The 20,841-nt window shown below is 70.4% G+C and carries 17 protein-coding genes; 5 read left to right on the top strand and 12 right to left on the bottom strand.

Features of this window, described 5'->3' with window-relative positions; genetic code table 11:
- Positions 1-4: 4 nt before the first annotated feature.
- From Pph01_RS28390 to Pph01_RS28405, 4 genes are all read right to left on the bottom strand, one after another.
- Complete coding sequence (locus tag Pph01_RS28390) at positions 5-4,945, bottom strand: NAD-glutamate dehydrogenase (RefSeq protein WP_373315689.1); 4,941 nt, start codon at positions 4,943-4,945, stop codon at positions 5-7.
- A 44-nt stretch (positions 4,946-4,989) separates the two neighbouring features.
- Positions 4,990-5,811 (bottom strand): tryptophan 2,3-dioxygenase, encoded by an 822-nt coding sequence (locus tag Pph01_RS28395; RefSeq protein ID WP_204076223.1) that lies wholly within the window; start codon positions 5,809-5,811, stop codon positions 4,990-4,992.
- Positions 5,812-5,926: 115 nt separating this feature from the next.
- Positions 5,927-6,124, bottom strand: coding sequence for a zf-HC2 domain-containing protein (locus tag Pph01_RS28400; RefSeq protein WP_204076224.1), 198 nt, complete (start codon positions 6,122-6,124; stop codon positions 5,927-5,929).
- Complete coding sequence (locus Pph01_RS28405; protein ID WP_204076225.1) at positions 6,124-6,657, bottom strand: sigma-70 family RNA polymerase sigma factor; 534 nt, start codon at positions 6,655-6,657, stop codon at positions 6,124-6,126. The genes Pph01_RS28400 and Pph01_RS28405 overlap by 1 nt, the downstream gene beginning before the upstream one ends.
- A 156-nt stretch (positions 6,658-6,813) precedes the next feature.
- On the opposite strand from Pph01_RS28405, the gene Pph01_RS28410 reads away from it, so the two are divergent.
- The 4 genes from Pph01_RS28410 (at position 6,814) to Pph01_RS28420 (ending at position 11,172) form a co-directional block, all read left to right on the top strand.
- The gene (locus Pph01_RS28410) at positions 6,814-7,401 is read left to right on the top strand and encodes a DUF4142 domain-containing protein (RefSeq protein ID WP_204076226.1); all 588 of its coding nucleotides are present in this window, start codon (positions 6,814-6,816) and stop codon (positions 7,399-7,401) included.
- A gap of 22 nt (positions 7,402-7,423) precedes the next feature.
- The gene (locus tag Pph01_RS28415; protein WP_204076227.1) at positions 7,424-8,671 is read left to right on the top strand and encodes a DUF1996 domain-containing protein; all 1,248 of its coding nucleotides are present in this window, start codon (positions 7,424-7,426) and stop codon (positions 8,669-8,671) included.
- 177 nt (positions 8,672-8,848) lie between these two features.
- Entirely contained in the window at positions 8,849-9,718 is an 870-nt protein-coding gene (locus Pph01_RS42930) for a hypothetical protein (RefSeq protein ID WP_239117076.1), read from the top strand.
- Between the two features lie 11 nt (positions 9,719-9,729).
- Positions 9,730-11,172 (top strand): NADH-quinone oxidoreductase subunit NuoF family protein, encoded by a 1,443-nt coding sequence (locus Pph01_RS28420; protein WP_239117077.1) that lies wholly within the window; start codon positions 9,730-9,732, stop codon positions 11,170-11,172.
- On the opposite strand, the gene Pph01_RS28425 is transcribed toward Pph01_RS28420, so the two are convergent.
- The 3 genes from Pph01_RS28425 to Pph01_RS28435 form a co-directional block, all read right to left on the bottom strand.
- Complete coding sequence (locus tag Pph01_RS28425; protein ID WP_204076229.1) at positions 11,173-13,092, bottom strand: acetoacetate--CoA ligase; 1,920 nt, start codon at positions 13,090-13,092, stop codon at positions 11,173-11,175.
- Positions 13,093-13,156: 64 nt separating this feature from the next.
- Positions 13,157-14,032: a serine hydrolase gene (locus tag Pph01_RS28430; protein WP_204076230.1), complete on the bottom strand. Its 876-nt coding sequence runs from the start codon at positions 14,030-14,032 to the stop codon at positions 13,157-13,159.
- A complete protein-coding gene (locus tag Pph01_RS28435; protein ID WP_204076231.1) occupies positions 14,029-14,976 on the bottom strand; it encodes a LysR family transcriptional regulator in 948 nt (315 codons plus the stop codon). The genes Pph01_RS28430 and Pph01_RS28435 overlap by 4 nt, the downstream gene beginning before the upstream one ends.
- Positions 14,977-15,086: 110 nt before the next feature.
- Between Pph01_RS28435 and Pph01_RS28440 the strand changes: the two genes are divergently transcribed.
- The gene (locus Pph01_RS28440) at positions 15,087-16,652 is read left to right on the top strand and encodes a penicillin-binding transpeptidase domain-containing protein (RefSeq protein ID WP_204076232.1); all 1,566 of its coding nucleotides are present in this window, start codon (positions 15,087-15,089) and stop codon (positions 16,650-16,652) included.
- A gap of 6 nt (positions 16,653-16,658) precedes the next feature.
- Here the strand turns inward: Pph01_RS28440 and Pph01_RS28445 are convergent, their stop codons facing one another.
- The 5 genes from Pph01_RS28445 to nagZ form a co-directional block, all read right to left on the bottom strand.
- Complete coding sequence (locus Pph01_RS28445) at positions 16,659-17,417, bottom strand: HAD family hydrolase (protein WP_239117078.1); 759 nt, start codon at positions 17,415-17,417, stop codon at positions 16,659-16,661.
- A gap of 132 nt (positions 17,418-17,549) precedes the next feature.
- Entirely contained in the window at positions 17,550-18,185 is a 636-nt protein-coding gene (locus Pph01_RS28450) for an HAD family hydrolase (protein WP_204076234.1), read from the bottom strand.
- Positions 18,186-18,236: 51 nt separating this feature from the next.
- Complete coding sequence (locus tag Pph01_RS28455; protein ID WP_204076235.1) at positions 18,237-18,743, bottom strand: DUF6912 family protein; 507 nt, start codon at positions 18,741-18,743, stop codon at positions 18,237-18,239.
- A 23-nt stretch (positions 18,744-18,766) separates the two neighbouring features.
- The gene (locus tag Pph01_RS28460; protein WP_239117079.1) at positions 18,767-19,432 is read right to left on the bottom strand and encodes an HAD family hydrolase; all 666 of its coding nucleotides are present in this window, start codon (positions 19,430-19,432) and stop codon (positions 18,767-18,769) included.
- Positions 19,433-19,472: 40 nt separating this feature from the next.
- Complete coding sequence (nagZ, locus tag Pph01_RS28465; protein ID WP_204076236.1) at positions 19,473-20,783, bottom strand: beta-N-acetylhexosaminidase; 1,311 nt, start codon at positions 20,781-20,783, stop codon at positions 19,473-19,475.
- Positions 20,784-20,841: the final 58 nt, after the last annotated feature.

Consider the following 20,841-nt stretch of genomic DNA (forward strand, 5'->3'; position numbering starts at 1 on the left):
GGCCTCACGACTCGGCGTGCGGCAGGTTGCTCGTCGCGACCAGGGTCCGGACGGCCCGCAGCGCCACCGAGAGCGTCGCGAGGTCGAAGGTGTCGCTCTCCCAGATCTCCGACAACGTCTGCCTCGCCCGTTCGACGGCGGCGTTGTTCGCCTCCGACCAGCTGGCCAGCCGTTCCTCGGGCGACAGTCCGGGCTTGCTGTGGATCAGCACGTCACGGGTCAGCGTGGCGTGGGCCGCGTACAGGTCGTCCCGCAGCGCGGACCTGGCCATCGAGTTCCACCTGCTGTCCCGCGGCAGGTGGATGACCCGCTCCCTGAGCCGCGCGAGCTGGAGCCGGTCGGCCAGGTCGAAGTAGACCTCGGCCACCTCGTCCACCGGCCGCCCCGTGAACGAGGAGATCTCCACCAGGTCGAACGTGGAGTACGCGGGCACCATCGAGGCCACCCGCTCGGCCAGGTCGTCCGGCACCCCGCGGGCCGCGAAGGAGTCCCGCCTCTCCTCGTACGCCACCAGGTCGGGGCCGGTGAGGAGCTTCGGAAGGTGCGGAAGCAGGCCGTTGGAGCCCTCGATGAACGCCTTGGCGGTGGACGCGAGGTCGAGCGGAGGCCGGCGGTTGCCGAGCAGCCAGCGGGTGCCGCGCTCGGACAGCTTCCTGGCCTCGAAGAGCATCGCGAGCTGCGTCGCCGTCTCGACCTTGTTGTCCAGCGACTCGACCTGGCGGCGGAAGGCGGCCAGGTCGAACACCTCACGGGTCACCAGGTACGCCCGGACGACGTCGGCCGTCGAGGCGCCGGTCTCCTCCCCGAAGCGGAACACGAAGCTGGTCCCGCCCGCGTTGACCACGTCGTTCACGACGCGGGTGGTGATGATCTCCCGGCGCAGCGGGTGGGAGTCCATGTACGCGCGCAGGCGCTGCCGCAGGGCCGAGGGGAAGTAGGACACGAGCCACGACGCCAGGTACGGATCGTCGGGGATGTCCGAGGCGAGCAGCTCGGCGTCCACCACGTGCTTGGTGTAGGCGAGCAGGACCGCGAACTCCGGCGCGGTCAGCCCCAGGCCGGCCTGCCGGCGCTCGGCCAGCATCTTGTCCGACGGCAGGAACTCCAGCTGGCGGTCGACCAGTCCCGCCCGCTCCAAGCGCCGCAGGTAGCGGGCGTGGATGTGCAACATCGAGGACGCCTGGGCGCGCGAGGCGGCCAGCACCACGTTCTGGGCGTAGTTGTCGTCGAGCACCAGCTCGCCCACCTCGTCGGTCATCTCGAGGAAGAGCTGGTTGCGCTGCTTGTCGGTCATCTCGCCGTCGCGGACGACCTGGTTCAGCAGAATCTTGATGTTGACCTCGTGGTCGGAGGTGTCCACCCCGGCCGAGTTGTCGATGAAGTCGGTGTTGACCAGCCCGCCGCCCAGCGCGAACTCGATCCTCGCCAGCTGGGTGAGGCCGAGGTTCCCGCCCTCTCCCACGACCTTGCAGCGCAGGTCGGCGCCGTTGATCCGGAGGGCGTCGTTGGCCTTGTCCCCCACGTCGGCGTGGGTCTCGGACGTGGCCTTGACGTAGGTGCCGATGCCGCCGTTCCAGAGCAGGTCCACCGGGGCCTTGAGGATGGCGCTGATCAGCTCGTTGGGGGCGAGCGCGGTGACGCCCGCCGGAATGCCGAGCGCGGCCCGCATCTGCGGGGACACGGGAACGGACTTGGCGGTCCGCGGCCACACGCCGCCGCCGCTCGAGATGAGCGCCCGGTCGTAGTCGGCCCAGGAGCTGCGCGGCAACGCGAAGAGCCTGCTCCGCTCGGCGAACCCGCGGGCGGCGTCGGGCGAGGGGTCGACGAACACGTGCCGGTGGTCGAACGCGGCGACCAGCCGGATGTGCTCCGACAACAACATGCCGTTGCCGAACACGTCGCCTGACATGTCGCCGACGCCGACGACGGTGAAGTCGGTCGTCTGGACGTCGACGCCGATCGTGCGGAAGTGGTAGCGCACCGACTCCCACGCGCCCTTGGCGGTGATGCCCATGGCCTTGTGGTCGTAGCCGACCGAACCGCCGGAGGCGAACGCGTCCCCGAGCCAGAAGGCGTACTCCTTGGACACCTCGTTGGCGATGTCGGAGAACGTCGCCGTGCCCTTGTCGGCGGCCACCACCAGGTAGGTGTCGTCGCCGTCGTGCCGTACGACGTCGGGCGGGGGCACGACCTCGCCGGCGACCAGGTTGTCGGTCAGGTCGAGCAGGCCGGAGATGAACTGGCGGTAGCAGGCGATGCCCTCGGCCAGCTGCTCGTCGCGTCCGCCCGCCGGGGGACGCTTGACGACGAACCCGCCCTTGGAGCCCGTGGGCACGATGACGGTGTTCTTCACGGTCTGGGCCTTGACGAGGCCGAGGACCTCCGTGCGGAAGTCCTCCATGCGATCGGACCAGCGCAGGCCGCCGCGGGCGACCTTGCCGAACCGCAGGTGCACGCCCTCGACCCTCGGCGAGTAGACGAAGATCTCGTACTTCGGCCGCGGCAGCGGCAGCACGCTGATCGCCTGCGGGTCGAACTTCAGCGCCATGTACGGCTTGCGCCGGCCGGAGACGAACCGGCTGCCGCCCGCTCCGGCGTCCCTGCCCTCGGCGCCGGCGGTCTGGAAGACGTTGGTCCGCAGGGTGGCGGTGATCATCTCAAGGTAGGCCCTGAGGATGCGGTCCTCGTCGAGCGAGACCACCTCGTCGAGCGAGGCGAGGATCTCCTCCGTGAGCGCCTCGCACACCTCGGTTCTGCCGTCGTCGGGCCGCCTCGGGTCGAGGCGCGCCTCGAAGAGCCTGACCAGCAGGCGCGCCAGCCGGACGTTGCCGAGCAGCACGCGCTCGATGTAGCTCTGGCTGAACGTGGTGCCCGCCTGGCGGAGGTACTTGGCGTAGGCCCGCAGGATCTCGGCCTGTTCCCAGGTCAGGCCGCCGGCCAGCACGAGCGCGTTGAAGCCGTCGTTCTCCACGTCTCCGCGCCACAGCGCGCCGAACGCGTCCTGGAACAACTGCTTGAACTCGTCGCGGTCCACGTCGTCGGCGGGCGCGTACCGCAGGCCGAAGTCGTAGATCCAGGCGTCCTGGGTGTCCTGGTCGTGGTCCCGGTCCACCTCGTACGGGCGCTCGTCGACCACCTCGACGCCCATCCGCTGGAGCAGCGGCAACACGCGGGACAGCGAGATGGGCGCGCCCATCCGGTACAGCTTGAAGCGCCGCTCGCCCTCTGCCGCGCCGTACGGCTCGTAGAGGTTCATGCCGATCTCGGCCGGGTCCTCGGCGAGCTGCTCCAGCCTCCTGAGGTCGGCCACCGCCGTACGCGGCGGGAAGTCGGCCTTGTACCCCTCAGGGAAGGCCGTGCTGTACCGGCGGATCAGCGCGGGCGCCTCCTCCTCCGTGCACAGCTCGTTGATGGCGGCGGCCAGGTCGTCCTCCCAGGAGCGGGTGACGGCCGCGAGACGCGTCTCCAGCTCCTCGACGTCGTCGGGGAGGTCGCCGAGCGGTTTGCCGCGCTCGCCGCGGATCACCACGTGCAGCCGGGCCAGCGCCGACTCGCCGATCATCGCGCTGTAGTCGAGCGTGGTGCCGCCGAGCGCCTTGAGCAGGAGCTGCTGCATGGCCAGGCGGACCTTGGTCGTGTAGCGGTCGCGCGGCAGGAAGATCAGGCAGGAGATGTAGCGGCCGTAGTCGTCGCGGCGCAGGAAGAGCTTGACCTGCTTGCGTTCGCGCAGCCTGAGGACGCCGAGCGCGATGCGCAGCAGCTCGTCGACGGAGGTCTGGAAGAGCTCGGCGCGGGGGTAGGTCTCCAGGATCTCGATGAGGTCCTTGCCGTCGTGGCTGTCCGGGGGAAGCCCCGCCCGGTCGAGGACCTCGCCGAGCTTGCGCCGCAGCACGGGGACCCTGGAGATCGACTCGTTGTACGCCACGTGGGTGAACAGCCCGAGGAACCGGCGCTCACCGATCACCTCGCCGTCCTGGGAGAAGAACTTGACGCCGATGTAGTCGAGGTACTGCGGGCGGTAGACGGTCGCGCGGCTGTTGGCCTTCGTGACGATCAGGACCTGCTTCTCCCTCGCCTTCGCCCGCATCGCGGGCGGCATTGCGGCGAAGCTGTCCGACCCGGCCTTGTCGGCCCGCAGGATGCCGAGCCCGGTGCCGGGGACGGCCCGCAGATTCTCTCCCCCCTCGGTCTCCACCAGGCGGTACTCCCGGGTGCCGAGGAAGGTGAAATGGCCGTCGGCCAGCCATCGGAGCAGCTCCTGGCTGTCCTCGACGCCGGCGGGGTCGAGCGGAGGCGGGGCGGCCGACAGCTCGTCGGCCGTCTGCACGGCCAGCGCCCGCATCTTGGCGAAGTCCTCGACGGCGCTGCGCACGTCGAGCAGGACCCGCTGCAGATCGACTTCCAGCTGCTTGAGCACGGCGGGGTCGGACTGGCGGTCGATCTCGATGTGCATCCACGACTCGCGGAGCGACTGGCCGGTGACCTCCGCCCGCCCGGCGACGTCCTCCTGGCCCGCTCCGGCCGCCAGCGCGCCGGTCACGTCACGGCGCACCTGCATCTGCGGATGGACGATCAGGTGGGTGCCCAGCTCGTGCCTGTCGATCTCGCTCGTCACCGAGTCGAGCAGGAAGGGCATGTCGTCGGTGACGATCTGGACCACGGAGCGGCCGGGATCCCAGCCGTTCTCCTCCAGCGTCGGCGTGTAGGCCCGGACCACCGCCCGGCCCTGCGGCCGGTGCTCGGCCAGGTGCCGATGGGAGACGGCCGGTCCGAACACGTCCACGGGATCACGGTCGGCCAGGTCCTCGACGGGGACATGGAGGTAGTACCGCCGGAGGAAGGCCAGCACCTCCTCCACGTCGCCCGGCGCACCGGGTGCGTGGGCGCACCTCTCGGCTGCGGTACGGAGAAGCTCGTCCAGCGCTTCCTGCGAATTTTGCGCCATATCGAGCGGCATGTCGCTACTCACCCCTTTGTGAGCTTTTAGGTTTACAGCCAGGCCCTTAATTCCCACAGGAGGGGAAAGAACTGCATTCGTGTGCGCCCGCGGAGGTACGGCGCCCCTGACGAGCCGCCCGTACCCGATTTGGTGCCGATCTGGCGCTCGACCATCTGAACGTGACGCATCCGCCAATGGGCGGTGGTCTCGTCGTGCGTCAGCAGATCTTCGGCCAGTTCCCACAGATCGTCGTACGATCCGCGGTCCCTGGCCACGGCCAGCAGGGAGTCCATGATCTCCGCATCGGAGACGGCCAGGCCACGCTGGGAGAGTGCGGTGAGGTAAGCATCCCACAGCGTGGGTTCGGCCAGCCGCCGCCTGAGCCTGGCGAGTTCCGCGTCGTCGGCGTCCCGGAGCCGGGCGAGGTAGGCCTCGTCCTTGACCCCGGAGAGGAACTCGAGCTCGCGGAACTGGACCGACTGGAACCCGCTGGCCGGCGCGAGCACCGAGCGGAACTCCAGGAAGTCCTGCGGGGTCATGGTCTCCAGCACCTGGACCTGCTCGACGAGGACCCGCTCGACGGCGTGAACCCGGCGGAACAGGTGCCTGGCGTGCCAGAGCTCACCGCCGGCCATCGCGTCCCTGATGCGCTCCAACTCGTGCAGGAGCAGCTTGAACCACAGTTCGTAGACCTGATGGATGGTGATGAAGAGCAATTCGTCGCTGGCGCCCGACTGGGGCGCCTGCTGGGCGAGAAGATCTCTCAGTCGGAGATAGTCGCCATAGGAGAGGCGAGCGCCCTCCTCGCCGAAACTACGCGGAGGAAGCGAGGCGTCCGCGGTCCGGGCTCGTTGATCCGGCGTCGCAGCCATGCACCACTCCTTTGGTGGCGCACCATCTCCCGGTCCCCATTGACAGGAAGAGCGGCACCACCGCACCCGATATCACCCGAAAAGGCCCCATACGTCAACTTAACGTACAGGCGACTCAGGGGCGGGTCCGCTCGGGGGACACGGAGTCAGCCTTGACCGCGTCGAGCATACCGGGAACGTCCTGGCTCTCCAGCAATTCCGACCGGCACTGCGCGCAGTCGTCGAGATGGCGCTCGAACGCCTCGACGTCGTCGTCATCGAGCACTCCAAGGGCATAGGCGGCCACATCGAAGTGTTCCGACGACGCGGACATCAGCTGGCCACCCCCCTTTCCTTCAGTGCCGAGCGCAGAGCGCGCAGGGCATAGAAGAGCCTCGATTTCACGGTACCCGGCGGAATGCCCAGAATCTCAGCCGCTTCGCTTACCGTACGGTCCCGTAAGTATGTCTCTTCGATAACTTCTCGGTGCTGAGTGGACAGTCCGCGTAATGCGTCGGCGACCACGATCGCCGACAGTGTGCGGTCGGAGCCGTCCGGCACGGCGATGGTGTCCTCTTCCGGGGCCTCCACCTCTCTGGGGCGGACGCCCCGGCGCCGGCGCCCGTCGATCACGATGCGACGGGCCACGGTCAAGAGCCAGGCCCACAGGAGGCCGGGTTCCCAGGTCAGCTTCGCGGAGTTACGCCACGCGCGAACAAGCGTCTCCTGGACCACGTCCTCGGCCCATTGCAGGTCGTTTCCGGTCGTCTTCCGCACCTGACGCAGTAGCGGACCGCCGAACTCCTGATACAGCTCCCTGATCAGATGATCGTCCCGATCAGGGTCGCCGTAGGAGTCCTGACGCACGAACCGGCTGTCGAGTTGTCGACGCACGGGCACATGTTTGCATCAGTTTTCCTCGCCTGTACTCGACTCCGCCAACTCCAGTCATTTCTGACTATTTCCTGAACCTCCCGCCACACCTCCGCGTACCTCCCACCGAAGGTCACGAAAGGAGGCACGATGCGGTTCCGGTTTGGGGAACTCCTGGTGTTCGGCGTCTTCCTCTTCGCCGCGGCCATCGCCGTGGTCGTGGTCGTCCCTCGAGGTGAGGCGGCCCAGGCGGGTTGGACTCAGACGCAGTGGGGCCCCCTCAGCCCGGCCGACCGCGACCTGCTCGTGCGGGTCCGGTGGGCAGGACTCTGGGAGATCCCCGCCGGCCGATGGGCCCAGGATCGCTCGAACAGCGACAAGGTCAAGGACGTCGGCATGCACCTGGTGACCGACCACACCAAGCTCGACGCCGAGGTGCGCGCCCTGGCCGACAAGCTCGGCGTCCTGTTGCCCAACGAGCCCAACCCCGATCAGCAGGGATGGCTCGACGAGATGTCGGGAGCCAGGGGACCCCAGTTCGACCAGATCTTCGTCGACCGGCTCAGAAACGCCCACGGCAAGGTCTTCGCGGTCGTCGCCGCCGTACGGGCGGGAACCCGAAACGATCTGGTCCGCGAATTCGCCACGACGGCGGTCAACGTCGTCATGAAGCACATGTCCCTACTGGAGAGCACAGGCCTCGTGGATTACTCCACGCTTCCCACTCCTACGGTCTAGTCAGGTTCAGGAGCTACCAAACATGCGAAAACGGCTGATGCTTGCCGGCGCCGCCCTCCTGCTGAGCAGCACGCTCGTGGGGCTCGACGTGCCCGCCGCCTCCGCCCACTGCGACCCCACGGCGCAGGGACACGAGTGCGAGGACGTCGGCCCCTTCCTGGAGGACTTCGTCGACATCCGGAAGGTCCCCCGCGGGAACACCGGCGTCGTCGCCGGTCGCGGGTCGTTCATCTCCCGCTGCGGCCGCAACGAGAACGGCCATCACAACTCCGACAACCACATCGTCGCCCCCGGCGTGTCGAACGGCGCACACCACATCCACGACTACGTCGGCAACCTGACGACCAACGGGTTCTCCACGGACGAGAGCCTCGCCGCGGGCGGCACCACCTGCCGCCTGGGCGACAAGTCCACCTACTTCTGGCCGGTGCTGAGGAGCAGGACCGGAGAGACGGCCATCAAGAGCCGCGCGGAGGCGGAGGCCGCGGCTGCCGCGGCTGAGGCCGCCGAGGCTGAGGAGGCCGCGGCCGACGCGCCTCCCGCCACCGAGGCTCCGGCGGACCCCGCGGCCGTCGAGGGCGCCGAGGCCTCGGCTGACCCCGCGGCGGCCGAGCCCGGCGCTCCGGATGACGCGACGACGTCGCCGGGCACCGAGGCGGATCCGGCCGCCCCCGCCACAGGGGACGCGGCCCCGGCCCCCACCGCGTCGGCGTCGGCCCCAGCCCCGGCGGACCCGGGGCACGGCGCGGAGGGCAACGTCGGGACGATCCTCCTGCCGAAGGTCGTGACGCTGCAGTTCCGAGGCAACCGGTTCAGCCGGGTCGTGGCCATGCCGCGGTTCCTCCGGTTGATCACCGGTGACGCCAAGTCCGCCACCAACGGACCCGCGAACGCCCGCGCCCAGTGGACCTGCTCGGGATTCACCAACCGCACCACCACCAAGTACCCCCTCTGCCCCAGAGGCAGCATGGTGATGCGGGTCCTGGACTTCCCGAGCTGCTGGGACGGCACGAACATCGACAGCGCCAACCACCGGACCCACGTCGTCTTCCCCGCCGCCAACGGCCGGTGCGCCGCGGGGACCAAGGCGATCCCGCAGCTGCGCATGACACTCGGCTACTCGGTGCCGCGCGGCGCGTCGTTCGCCGTCGACGCCTTCCCCGAACAGCTGCACAACCCGATCACCGACCACGCCGACTTCGAGAACGTGATGCCGGCGCGCCTGATGAACACGGTCGTCAACTGCATCAACCGCGGGCGCCGCTGCTGATCGCGCCACCCGGGAACCCAGGACGTGCCGTTCCCCGTCCGATCCCTCGCGGTCCACCCCGCGTGAGGACGGGGAGCGGCACCCTTCCGCGTCCTGAGCCCCGCACCCCCGCGGCGACCTCGTCCCCCACCCCGAGATCGCCGGAACACCGATCACAGTTCTCCGACGGAGGAACCCTTGCCCCACCGACGGGCTCCACGGCACACCCGGCCAGACGAGGGTCTGGATCTCAACAACCCGGGCGTGCGCATAGGCCTGGGCGCCGCGGTCACCGTGGTCATGACCGGTGCGCTCTTCGCCGCCTACAACGGGATCGGCACACCGCTGCTGGACGCGGCCCAGTCCTTCCTCACCTACTACGCGGGTGTCATCTCCCTGGTCGCCCTCACCACGACAGTCGCCCTCGGGCTCGCCGCCAGCGATCGCGTGGTGCTGCCGATCCCCCACCGCGTCCGCGCCCAGCTCGTGCACCGGGCCGCCGCCCTGATCGGCGTCGGCTTCCTGGTCACCCACATCGGCATGAAGATCGCCGCCGGGCTCGTCCCCGCGTACGGCTCGGTCCTGCCCAGCACCTCGCTGTACATCGGGATGGGCGCCCTGGCGTCCGACCTCATGATCGTCATCGTCGCGACGGGCGTGATGCGCGGCCGCTTCGCCCAGGCCGAACGCCCTTGGACGTGGCGGGTCCTGCACGACCTCGCCTACCTGGCGTGGCCGCTGTCCATCCTCCACGGCCTCATGGCCGGGCGGACCCCGGCCGCATGGGTGAGCTGGAGCTACATGATCTGTCTCGTGGCCGCCGGCTCGGCCCTGCTGATCCGGGTCATGGCCGCCTTCCGGCCCGCCCTCGAGACGGGCGTGGCCGACGCCGTCGACATGACGCAGACGCAGCCGATGCCGCGTGCCGTACCCGAGTCGTCCCCGGAGCAGACTCCCCGGACGATGCCGGAGCCGGTTCCCCTGCTCGGCCGCACCGGCACGGACGCGACGCCGATCGGACGGGCGGCGCGCCGGTCACAGGACACCAGACTCCGGAGGATCGTGTGATTCCCTACCGCGTGTCCCAGATCAGACGGCTCGGCCCCGCACGGCTCACGGCCGGGCTCGACCAGCATCGCCGGCTCGATCTCGACGCCCACCGCTCCATCCACGGCGAGCTCGGCACCGAGTCCGTCGACACGCTCATCTCGATGGCGGAGGACGTCGACCTACGGGGGCGCGGCGGCGCGGCCTTCCCGTTCGCGCGCAAGCTGCGCGCGGTCGCCGCCCGCGCCCGCGACTCCGAGACCGTCGTGCTGGTCAACGGCGCCGAGGGCGAGCCCGCCAGCGTGAAGGACAAGATGCTGCTCACCCGGACTCCCCACCTCGTCCTCGAGGGCGCCCTGCTGGCGGCGGGCGCGCTCAACGCACGGCAGGTCGTGGTCGCGGTGGCCGCGGGCGACATGGCGGTGGCCTCCATGACGTCCGCCGTCGCCGAGCGGGGCGCCGAGGACTCCGTCCGCGTCGCCGCCATCCCCGAACGGTTCATCTCGGGCGAGGGCGGCGCCCTCGTCAAGGCCGTGAACGGCCAGGCGGGCATCCCGCCCGGGCGCAAGGCCCGCTCCTCCGACAGCGGCGTGGACGGCCTGCCGACCCTGCTGTCGAACACCGAGACCTTCGCCCAGCTCGCCCTCCTCGGGGAGCTGGGCCCCGAGGTGTACGGCTCGGTGGGAACCGTACAGGAGCCGGGGACGATCCTGCTGACCGTCGGCGGCTCGGCCGTCTTCCCCGCCGTCGTCGAGGTCACGCCGGGTGTTCCCCTGGCCTCCGTACTCGACCTGTGCGAGGCGGCCGTCGGTGACGGCGTGCTGGTCGGGGGGTACCACGGCGCCTGGCTGTCGGCCGCCCAGGCGTACGGGGCCGTCGTGTCCCGCCGCGGCATCTCGCAGGCCGGCGGGTCCCTGGGCGCGGGCATCGTGGTGCCGCTCGGTGGCGAGACCTGCCCTCTCGGGGAGACCCTGCGCGTCGCGAACTACCTGGCCGCGCAGTCGTCGGGCCAGTGCGGGCCCTGCCGGCTCGGCCTGCCCGACCTCGCCCGCGCCGTGGCCGAGGTGTCGGGAGGCTCGACGCACGGCATCGAGCTCGTACGGCGGGCCGCCTCGGCCGTACGAGGGCGTGGGGCGTGTTCCCACCCCGACGGCTCGGCCCGGTTCGTCCTGTCGGCGCTCGAGGCGTTCGCCGACGACGTGGAGGAGCATCGCATCCACGGGACCTGCGGACGGCCGGTGCTCGAGATGTTGCCCCTCCCGGCCGCCGAGACGCGCGAGGCCGAGCTGATGGTCGACTGGTCGCGTTGCCAGGCCCACGGGCTCTGCGCGCACGTGGCTCCCGGGCTGGTCAAGCTCGACCAGCACGGCTTCCCCGCCATCGAGGAGGGCGGCGTCCCCCCATGGCTGCGTGCCGAGGCCCGCAGAGCCGTTGAGATGTGCCCCGCCCTTGCCCTCCGCTTCCCCCCCGCGTGATCAATCACGCCCGACGAAGTGACGCAGGACCTCCGGGTTGGCCATGGCGTCGGGGTTGGCGGCCTGCTCGACGGGCGTGCCGAGAAGGATCTTCCGTACCGGGATCTCCAGCTTCTTGCCGGACAACGTCCGGGGGATGCCGGGGACCTCGTGGATCTCGTCGGGCACGTGCCTGGGGGACAGCTCGCTCCGCAGGGCCGTCCGGAGCCTGCCGACGAGATCGTCGGAGAACGTGCTCCCCTCGGCCAGCGTGACGTACAGCAGAAGCCGGCCCTCCTGGCCGAGCCGGCCGGTGTCGATCACCAGGCTGTCGGCGACCTCGTCGAACCGCTCCACGACGCGGTAGAACTCGCTGGTGCCCATCCGGACGCCGCCCCGGTTGAGGGTCGAGTCGGACCGGCCGTAGATCACGCAGCTTCCGTCGGCGTCGAGCTTGATCCAGTCGCCGTGCCGCCAGACGCCCGGATAGTCGGCGAAGTACGACTCGCGGTACCGGTCGCCTGACGGGTCGTTCCAGAACATGACCGGCATCGAGGGCATGGGCTGCGTCACCACGAGCTCGCCCACCTCGCCGATCACGGACGCACCGGACGGGTCGAACGACTCGACCTTCGCGCCGAGGCACCGGCACGGGATCACGCCCGCCCTGACCGGCAACGACGGCACCCCGCCCACGAAGCCCGTGCAGACGTCCGTGCCGCCGGAGAACGACCCGAGCTGGACGTCGGCCTTGACGTCGGAGTAGACCCAGGCGAACCCCTCCGGGGGCAGCGGAGATCCGGTCGAGCCGATCCCCCGCAGCCGCTCCAGGCCCGTCGGCCGCAACCCCGCCTTCATCGAGGCGACGATGTACGGCGCGCCCGTGCCGAAGTAGGTGACCCCCTCCTCGTCCGCCAGCCGCCACAGGGCGTCGGGCCCGGGATGGGCCGCGCTGCCGTCGTAAAGAACGACGGTGGCGCCCACGAGGAGGCCGCCGATGAGGTAGTTCCACATCATCCAGCCGGTCGTGGTGTACCAGAAGAACACATCCTCGTCGCCCAGGTCCTGGTGGAAGGAGAGCGACTTCAGGTGCTCGAGCACGATCCCGCCGTGCCCGTGCACGATGGGCTTGGGCAGGCCGGTCGTCCCCGACGAGTACAGCACCCACAGCGGGTGCCCGAACGGAACCGGCTCGAACGTGAGCTCGCCGGCCTCGCCGTGGAGGTCGTCCCAGCTCAGGTCACCTTCGGGCGCGGGCGCCTCGGCGTCCAGGTAGGGGATCCACACGGTCGCGGCGAGGGTGGGCAGCTTGGCCGCGATCTCGCGGACGACGCCCGAGCGGTCGAAGGCCTTGCCGCCGTACCGGTACCCGTCGACCGCGATGAGCACCTTGGGCTCGATCTGGGTGAACCGGTCGATGACGCTCGGCGCGCCGAAGTCCGGCGAGCACGAGGACCAGATCGCCCCCAGCGAGGCGGTGGCCAGGAAGGCGATCAGCGCCTCGGGGATGTTGGGGACGTACGCCGCCACCCGGTCGCCGCGCCCCACGCCGAGCCTCTCCAGCCCGCCGCGCACCCTGCCGACCTCGTCGCGCAGTCGCCCGCGCGTGTACGTCCGCCGATTTCCCGCTTCATCGCGAAAAATCACGGCAAGGTGGTCGGCGTCGCCACGCAGGGCGTTTGCGGCGTAATTGACCGAGGCTCCGGCGAACCATTGGACGTCCGGCATCGTTCCACTGATGACGGGCCCGTCACCACGCTCCCCCACGACGCCGAAGTAGTCCCACACCGACGTCCAGAAGTCGGCCGGACGGTCGACCGACCACTTCCACACGTCCTCGTACGTCCCGGACCGGCCGAGCCAGTCCGCGAAGCGAGTCACCCGGGCGTCACGGACGATCTCCGGCGTGGGTTCCCAGAGCAGAGCGCCTTCCTCAACCATGTGTCCATCCTTACGACGCGGACGCCGGATGTCACCGTCACCGCCCACATAGAAACGGGCCCCCTCATGTGTGCGCCCTCAGGTGGTCGATCGCGATCCGGGCCGCGGACCCGATCGCGGCGTCGGCACGGGGCTGGTTCTGGGCCGTGCCGAGCGAGCGGGTGAAGACGGCCGCCGCGTAACGGCCGCCGTCGGGATACTCGACGACGCCGATCTCGCTGCGGATCGTGGGCAGCGTTCCGGTCTTGCCGCTGACGGCCACGTCGTCGAACGGGAACCCGGAGGCCAGCCGGTGCGGCCACACCTGCAGGCCCATCAACCGCCGTACGGCGGCGCACGACTCGGGCCGTGCCGCCTCGTCACGCCACACCATGCCGAGAAGCCGCGTCATCTCACGCGGGGTCCCGCGGTTGGTCCGCCCGGGGACGAGCGCGCCGAGACGGGCGACCACCTCGGGGTCGGCACACGCCTGGGTGAGCTCCGCCGGGGCGTCCACGCCGGCGTCCCTCATCATGCCGGCGAACAGTTCGCGGCAGTCGTGCACCACCTTCGTGCCGGGCAGCCCCAACTCGGCGAGCAGGGCGTTGACCGAGTCGAGCCCGACCCTGGCGAGCAGCACGTCGGCGGCAGTGTTGTCACTCACCGCCATCATCAGGTAGGCGATGTCGCGCAACGACATCGCCACCTCGTCGTTCATGGCGGAAAGCCCGGTGCCGCCCGCCGTCCTGCCGTCCGCGGGCACCCGGACGGGGTCCGACAGATCGACGACGCCGCGCTCGGCCTGCCGGTACAGCGCCAGCAGCAGCGGGAGCTTGAAGACGGACGCGAGGACCACGGACTCGTCGGCGCGGACCGCCACCTCGTTCCCCGAGTCGATGTCGGCCACGTGGATCCAGCCCATGACCCCCGCGGAGCGGAGGACCTGCTCGATCGCGTTCATGCCAGGAATCCCGTCGCCGGCCGCGGAGCCACGCGGAGTGCGGGGACCGAACCCTCGGCGACCAGTCCGGCGTCCTCGCGGAGCACCCGCAGAGCCACCGCCGCGAAATCCTCGACCTGCGGCGCGGGCTCCCCGCGCCACGCGGTGGAAAGACGCCAGGCCAGCGGCGCTCCCGCGAGCGGCCGCCACACGGTGCCCGGCGGCGCCGCCGGTGGCCCGAAGGCGACGGCCGTGCCCGACAGGACGAGTCCCAACGTGAACTCGGCGGTGCCCGCCGCGATGACGTCGGCGGGGACGAACCCGTTCCGTCTGCAGCCGGCCAGCGTCTCGTCGTACAGGCCGGGCTCCGCCTCGCGAGGGGACAGGACGAGCGCACGTCCGGCGAGGTCCGCGAGGTGGACCGTCGCCCAGGCGGCGAGTTCGTCGTCCTCCGCGAGCAGGACGCCCGGATGCTGGGTCAGGATCGCCCCGAACCCGAGCCCGGCCGCCGCGACCGGATGGCGAAGCAGCCCCACATCGAGCTCGCCCTCCAGGAGCGCCGCGACCTGCGCGGCCGTCCCCATCTCCGCCGGCGACAGCCGTACCTCGGGGAGGCGTGCCCGGTAGGCGGCGATCAGCGCGGCGAGCACGGTGCCGCCGAGGTCCGAGGGGAAGCCGATCCGGACGGTCGTCCCGTCCTCGTGAGCCGATCCCGTCATCAGGTTGCGGAGCCGCTCCACCCGGGCGACGAGGTCCTGCGCCTCCGGCACCAGCAGCCGCCCTGCCGGCGTCAGCGTCACCCGGCGGCTGGACCGCTCGAAGAGCTTGACTCCCAACTCGTCCTCCAGCCTCTTGATGCGCTGGCTGAGGGGCGGCTGTGCCAGCCCCAGCCGCGCGGCGGCATTGCCGAAGTGCAGTTCTTCAGCGAGGACCAGGAACTGGCTGAGATGCCGAATGAGGTCCATGACCAGCAATGATACGCAAATACCTATTAATCGGAGAACGATATCGATATTGGACATATTGGCGCGGCATCTGTTCCTCTGTTCGAGCACTCGACCACCTGGGGGAACTCATGCGCCGCACACCACCACCGCACGGAGCACGGAGAAGGCGCCGCTGGCCCATCGTGGTCGCCGTCCTGCTCGTTCCGGTCCTGACCGCCGGCGGGGTGATATGGGCACTGCGGACCAAGGGCTCACCCGAAGAGACGGCGGCCCGCTTCCTGGCGGCGTGGTCGCGGTCGGACTACTCCGCGATGCGCGCGCTCACGGTCGACCCTCCCGCCGACTTCGACAGCAGATACCGCGCGTTCCACGACGACCTGAAGCTCTCCTCGCAGCGGTTCCAGGTCACCCGCGTCTCCAAGGGAACCGTCGGATTCCACGCCACACTGACCGGCCCCGTCGGGTTCTCCTACGACGGCACCCTCCGACTGGTGGAGCGCGACCGGGCCTGGCGCGTCGCCTGGACTCCGGCCGCGATCCATCCGCTGCTCACCGACGGGCGCCGCTTCACGCTGACCACACGGCGCGCCGATCCGGCTCCCGTCACCGCCGCCGACGGGACCAGGATCGACACACCGGATTCGCCCGGTTCGGTCCAGCAGATCGTCGAGGAGCTGCGCAAGCAGTACGCCTCACGCCTCGCGGGCGGGCCGTCGTCGCAGATCGACCTGGTCGACACGGCCGCCGGCACGACAGTGTCGACGGTCGCCCGCCATGCGGAGCGCCCGGGCAAGCCGCTGACCACCACGCTCGACCTGAAGGTCCACGAAGCCGGCGCACACGCGCTCGAAGGCGTCGACAAGCCCGCGTCGCTCGTCGCGCTGCGGCCCTCGACGGGAGAGATCCTCGCCGTGGTCAACAAGCCCGGCGGCTACAACCGGGCACTGCTCGGGGCCTATCCCCCGGGTTCCACCTTCAAGGTCGTCACCGCGTCCGCCCTCGTCGCGGGTGGTGTCACCGCCGGGCAGACCGTGCGGTGCCCCGCCGAACAGACGATCGGCGGCTTCGCGTTCCACAACGCCGAGCACCACGACTACGGCACGCTGCGCTTCGTCGACGCCTTCGCCCACTCGTGCAACACGACGTTCGGCGCCATGGCGGTCGACCGGCTCGGCCCGAGCCGCCTGAGCAAGGTGGCCGCCGACTTCGGCTTCGGCGCGCGTATCAAGATCGGAGTGCCGGCCGTCGACGCCGCCTTCCCCACGCCGAACGGCGCGACCGACCTCGCGTCGGCGGCCATCGGCCAGGGCCGGGTGCTCGCGAGCCCGCTCAACATGGCCGCCGTGGCCGGGGCCATCGCCGACGGCACGTGGCGGCAGCCGCGTCTCGTCCCCGCCTCCCTCGTGCCCGCCGGCGCGTCCGCTCCGCGCAGGCTCGAACCGGGCGTGGTCACGGCGCTGCGACGGCTCATGCCCGCCGTCGTCAGCGAGGGCACCGCGAGCGGCGTCGCCTTCCCCTCGGGTACGGCCGGCAAGACCGGCACCGCGGAGTACGGCTCGGGCGCGGAGCCCCCCACACACTCGTGGTTCATCGGCTATCGGAAGGATCTGGCGTTCGCCGTCATCGTCGAGGGCGCCGGCACCGGCGCGGCCGTCGCCGCACCCGCGGCGGCGCGCTTCCTCGACGCGTTGTGACCCCGCTCAGCCGGCCTTGCGGTCGGCGGGGCTGGTGAGGCGCGCGACGGCGGCCACGACCTCCGACGCGTTCGTCAGGTCGGGGAGCACGATGTCGGCGCCGGCCTCGTGCAACTCGGCCGCCATGGAGCGGCCGGACGCGACGGCGATCACCGCGGCCCCGCCGATCCTGGCCGCCTGCACGTCGCGGGTCGAGTCGCCGATCAGGACGGTGTTCTGCGCGGTGAAGGGCTCGCCGTACTTGGCCTTGGCCCTTCCCTGTGCCACCTGGAGGAGGGTCGCCTTGGGATAGACCTCCTCGCCGTATCCGCCCACCTCGAAGTCGACCCACTTGTTCAGGCCGAACGCCGTCAGCTTGTGGACGGCGTTGCCCTTGATGGTCCCGGTCAGCACGGACTGGACGGCCCCGCCGAGCCGGGAGACGGCGGCGAGCGCGTCCTTGGCGCCGGGCATCATCCGCCCCTCCTTCGCCAGGCGCTTGTGCTTGGCGGCGAAGCTGACGGCGAGCGCGTCGAGGAACTCGGGCAGGTGCCGGTCCTCGACCACGATGCCGTTGATTGCCAGCGTCTCGAAGATGATCTCGGAGTCCGGACGGCCCATGGCCGGGGCGAGCTTGACCAGCGGCCGGCCGGTCACCATCCGGAACGCGTCCGCGTAGGCCTCGCGGGTGACGATGGTCGCGTCGACGAGCGTGAGATCGACGTTCCAGAGGACGAGACGGTTGATAGCGGCCTCCGTGGGGGATTCGGCATGGCTCGTGCCCAAGGGTACGACTATCACCCGGTCATGAGGACCTGTCATACCGAGGTTGTAGCCACCCGGCCCGATCTCACACCCTTGGTCACGCACGAGATCGCCCAGGGGTGCGAAGGAGAACGGGCGGCGGCCCGTCGCAGGTCAGACGACCCTGCCGAGAGCGTCGGCGAGCGAGTCGACGACCGGGAAGCCCAGCGCCTCCAACTCCGACCGCCTGGTCATGCCGCCGGTGTAGAGGATCGCCTGCGCGCCGACGTGCTGGGCCGCGTGCCCGTCGTCGACGCTGTCCCCGATGACCACCACGGTCTCCGGATCGAGCCCGAGAGCCCGCAGGTGGGCGACCATGTGCTCGGCCTTGGTGCCGCCCGATGCGGAGCGCAGCCCGTCGACCCGGGCGAAGTGCTCGCCGATGCCGAACTCGCCGACCTTGGGAACCAGCCGGTCGTGGGCCCACATGGACAGCAGCGACTGCGTCCGGCCGGAGCCCTCCCATTCCCGGAGGCAGGACTGCGCGTCCTTCGCCAGCTCACAGGCCAGCATGAGCCGGTGGTAGTGCTCGTGGAACGCGACGTCGAGCCGCTCCCACTCCCCCTCGTCGAGCGGGCGGCCGAGCATGCGCTCGTAGGCCACCCAGATCGGCCGGGTGTAGACCTCGCGGAAGGACTCCACGTCGAAGGGGGCGAGCCCGTAGGGGAGGAAGACCTCGTTCGTGGCCCCGACCACCGCGTCTATGTCGTGGAACAGCGTGCCGTTCCAGTCCCAAACTATGTGTCTCATATCGCTCTAGAGCTTAAGGGCGACCTGCGACAAGTCCGTGAACGCGCGAGGTCAACTCAGCAAGTCGGGGATTTCCTGCGTGGCGTACCACATCAGTTCGTGGTCCTCCGCGCCGTCCACGAGGAACTGCGCGTCGTCGTCCCCGCGGTCGGCGGCGGACAGGGCGGAGATGGCCGCCTCGACGTCGGCGCCGGCGGACACGTCGTCGACGTGGATCGACGCGAGTTCGGCCATCGGCACCGACTTCAGCAGGCGTACGCGCGCGCGTTCCTCCAGGTCGGTGCCCATGTTCACGGCGCTGTCCGGAATCTCGGCCGCGACGACGACCCGCCGCGGGGCGACCTCGACGCCGTCCGCCCGGTCGGCCGCCAGCATGCGCAGGGACGCGCGGGCGGCCTCGGTCAACGCGACGTACTCGAGTTCCTCGGTGTCGCCCGAGACGTACCACTCGACGAGTGCCGGGGTCACGGCATAGCCGGTCAGCGGGGCCGGTCCCAGCTCTCCAGCGGCGACCACACGGGCCAGCGCGGGGAGCGTGCACGGCAGGTACACGCGCATGTGTTTCTCTACTTCCTCCCGGCTCACGCCCGGAACGGCAGGCTGAAGAGCTTCTCCATCTCGCTGATCGTGGTGCCGGCCTCGCGGTGATGGATGCCGACGATGCCCAGGGCGCGGGCGGCCTCGATGTTGGCCTCGATGTCGTCGATGAACACGCACTGCCGAGGCTCGAGGGAGATCAGCCCGAGCGCGTGGTGGAAGATGCGCGGCTCAGGCTTGCGCATGCCGACCTCGCCGGAGATGACGACGGCGTCGAACAGCGCGTCCCAGTCGTCGCGGGGATAGTCGTTGGCCCACGAGTTCGACAGCAGGCAGGTGGCGAGCCCGGCGGCGCGGGCCAGCCGCACCATCTCGTTCATCTCCTCGACCGGCCGGAACCCGGCGAACATGCGGGTGAGCAGCCCGTCCGCCTCCGGGGGCACGCCGTCCACCGTCAGCAGCCGGGCGGCCAGGACCCGCTCGAACTCGGCCGCGGAGACCTCCCCGCGCTCCAGCGCGTGAATCGGGTTCTCCCCGTCGCCACCCGCGTTGTACGCGTGCATGACGAGCTCGCTCATGACGCCCCGATAGTGCGAGGAGTCGATCCGGTCGGCTTCGAGCCATTGCACGATGGAGTCGCCCAGGCTCGTGGTGAGGACACCGCCCCAGTCGATCAGCACGCCCTTAAGCACGGCACCTCCCGTTGACACGCGTTACAGGATATGCGGGTCACCGCCGGGAGCGAACCTTTCAGCGCGCGGCCGCCTTGAGCCGCTTGGCGACCCGGAGGTGTTCGCTCGACTTCAGCGCACCGGGATCGGTCTCGATCGGGCCGAACATGCCGCGGGACTTCTTCAGCCGCAGGATGCGCAGGACCGACTCGTCGAGCCGCTGCTCGGTGATGCGCCCCGTCTGGACGGCCTTGAGCAGCGCCTTGTACGCCGTGGGGAAGTCGGGCGGCATCAGCAGCACGTCGGCGCCGGCGAGGATCGAGCGCACGGCCACCTCGGCGTCGCCGTACTTCTTCCTGACGCCCGCCATGTCGAGCGCGTCGGTGGTGACCACTCCGTCGAAGCCCAGCTTGTCGCGGAGCAGGCCGGTGAGGATCTTGTGCGAGAGGGTCGCGGGATCTCCGGAGGGGTCGAGCTCCGGCATCACGACGTGGGCGGTCATGATCGCGTCGACGCCGCGCTCGATGGCCTCACGGAACGGCGGCGCGTCCAGCTTCTCCCACTGCGCCGGCGAATGCTTGATCACGGGAAGCCCGGTGTGGCTGTCGACCGAGGTGTCGCCATGGCCGGGGAAGTGCTTGGCGACGGTGGCGACGCCCGCGTCGTGGAACCCGTCCACGGCCGCCCCCACCATGGCCGCGACCTTCCGCGGGTCGGACCCGTAGGCCCGCGGCCCGATCACCGGATTGCGCGGGTTGATGTTCACGTCGGCGACCGGGGCGAAGTCGACCGAGATGCCGAGCGCCTTGAGCTCCTCGCCGGTCACCCGGGCGGCGTCACGCGCGTTGGCGGGATCGCCGGTCGAGCCGATCTCCATGGCCCCGGGCAGTTCGGTGATGAGCGGGGACAGCCGGGACACCAGGCCGTTCTCCTGGTCGACCCCGATCATCAGAGGGGTTTCCGAGGCCTCGCGAAGCCCCGTGGTGAGCGCGGCGACCTGCTTGGCGCTGGAGACGTTGTCCGCCCAGTTGAACAGGATCACGCCGCCCGGCCGGTACTTCCGCACGACCTCGACCGGGGTGCCGACGCCGTATCTGGCCTGGTTCTCCTTCCTGGCGGAGTCGGCCCGCTGGCCGTACACGACGGCCACCAGCAGTTGCCCGACCTTGTCCTCGTCCGTCATCGCGGCCACGGTCGCCTCGAGGTCCCCCGGTGACGGCGCGGGGCTCACGGCCGGGGACGGCGGAAGCGAAGGCGAGGGCGAGGGGGCGGCCGGAGATCCGGAGGGCGCGGCGGCCGGAGACGACGGCGCGGTGGCTCCCAGCCCGGCCGAGCACCCGGTCACCAGAAGAGCCGCCAGACCAACCGCACCAGACCGCAGCTTTAGCATGTGTTTACGTTATCGGCGCTCCCGCGCCGGTCGTGCGCGAACGCACATCGGGGACCCC

Source organism: Planotetraspora phitsanulokensis, assembly GCF_016863295.1.
GTDB classification, from domain to species: domain Bacteria; phylum Actinomycetota; class Actinomycetes; order Streptosporangiales; family Streptosporangiaceae; genus Planotetraspora; species Planotetraspora phitsanulokensis.

Bases quoted from the DNA above. Each gene is read 5' to 3' on its own strand.
- Pph01_RS28425 (WP_204076229.1), bottom strand. From the start codon at position 13,092: ATGGTTGAGGAAGGCGCTCTGCTCTGGGAACCCACGCCGGAGATCGTC.
- Pph01_RS28440 (WP_204076232.1), top strand. From the start codon at position 15,087: ATGCGCCGCACACCACCACCGCACGGAGCACGGAGAAGGCGCCGCTGG.
- Pph01_RS28410 (WP_204076226.1), top strand. From the start codon at position 6,814: ATGCGGTTCCGGTTTGGGGAACTCCTGGTGTTCGGCGTCTTCCTCTTC.
- nagZ (WP_204076236.1), bottom strand. From the start codon at position 20,783: ATGCTAAAGCTGCGGTCTGGTGCGGTTGGTCTGGCGGCTCTTCTGGTG.
- Pph01_RS28430 (WP_204076230.1), bottom strand. From the start codon at position 14,032: ATGAACGCGATCGAGCAGGTCCTCCGCTCCGCGGGGGTCATGGGCTGG.
- Pph01_RS28435 (WP_204076231.1), bottom strand. From the start codon at position 14,976: ATGGACCTCATTCGGCATCTCAGCCAGTTCCTGGTCCTCGCTGAAGAA.
- Pph01_RS28450 (WP_204076234.1), bottom strand. From the start codon at position 18,185: ATGAGACACATAGTTTGGGACTGGAACGGCACGCTGTTCCACGACATA.
- Pph01_RS28395 (WP_204076223.1), bottom strand. From the start codon at position 5,811: ATGGCTGCGACGCCGGATCAACGAGCCCGGACCGCGGACGCCTCGCTT.
- Pph01_RS28400 (WP_204076224.1), bottom strand. From the start codon at position 6,124: ATGTCCGCGTCGTCGGAACACTTCGATGTGGCCGCCTATGCCCTTGGA.
- Pph01_RS28455 (WP_204076235.1), bottom strand. From the start codon at position 18,743: ATGCGCGTGTACCTGCCGTGCACGCTCCCCGCGCTGGCCCGTGTGGTC.
- Pph01_RS28390 (WP_373315689.1), bottom strand. From the start codon at position 4,945: ATGGCGCAAAATTCGCAGGAAGCGCTGGACGAGCTTCTCCGTACCGCA.
- Pph01_RS28415 (WP_204076227.1), top strand. From the start codon at position 7,424: ATGCGAAAACGGCTGATGCTTGCCGGCGCCGCCCTCCTGCTGAGCAGC.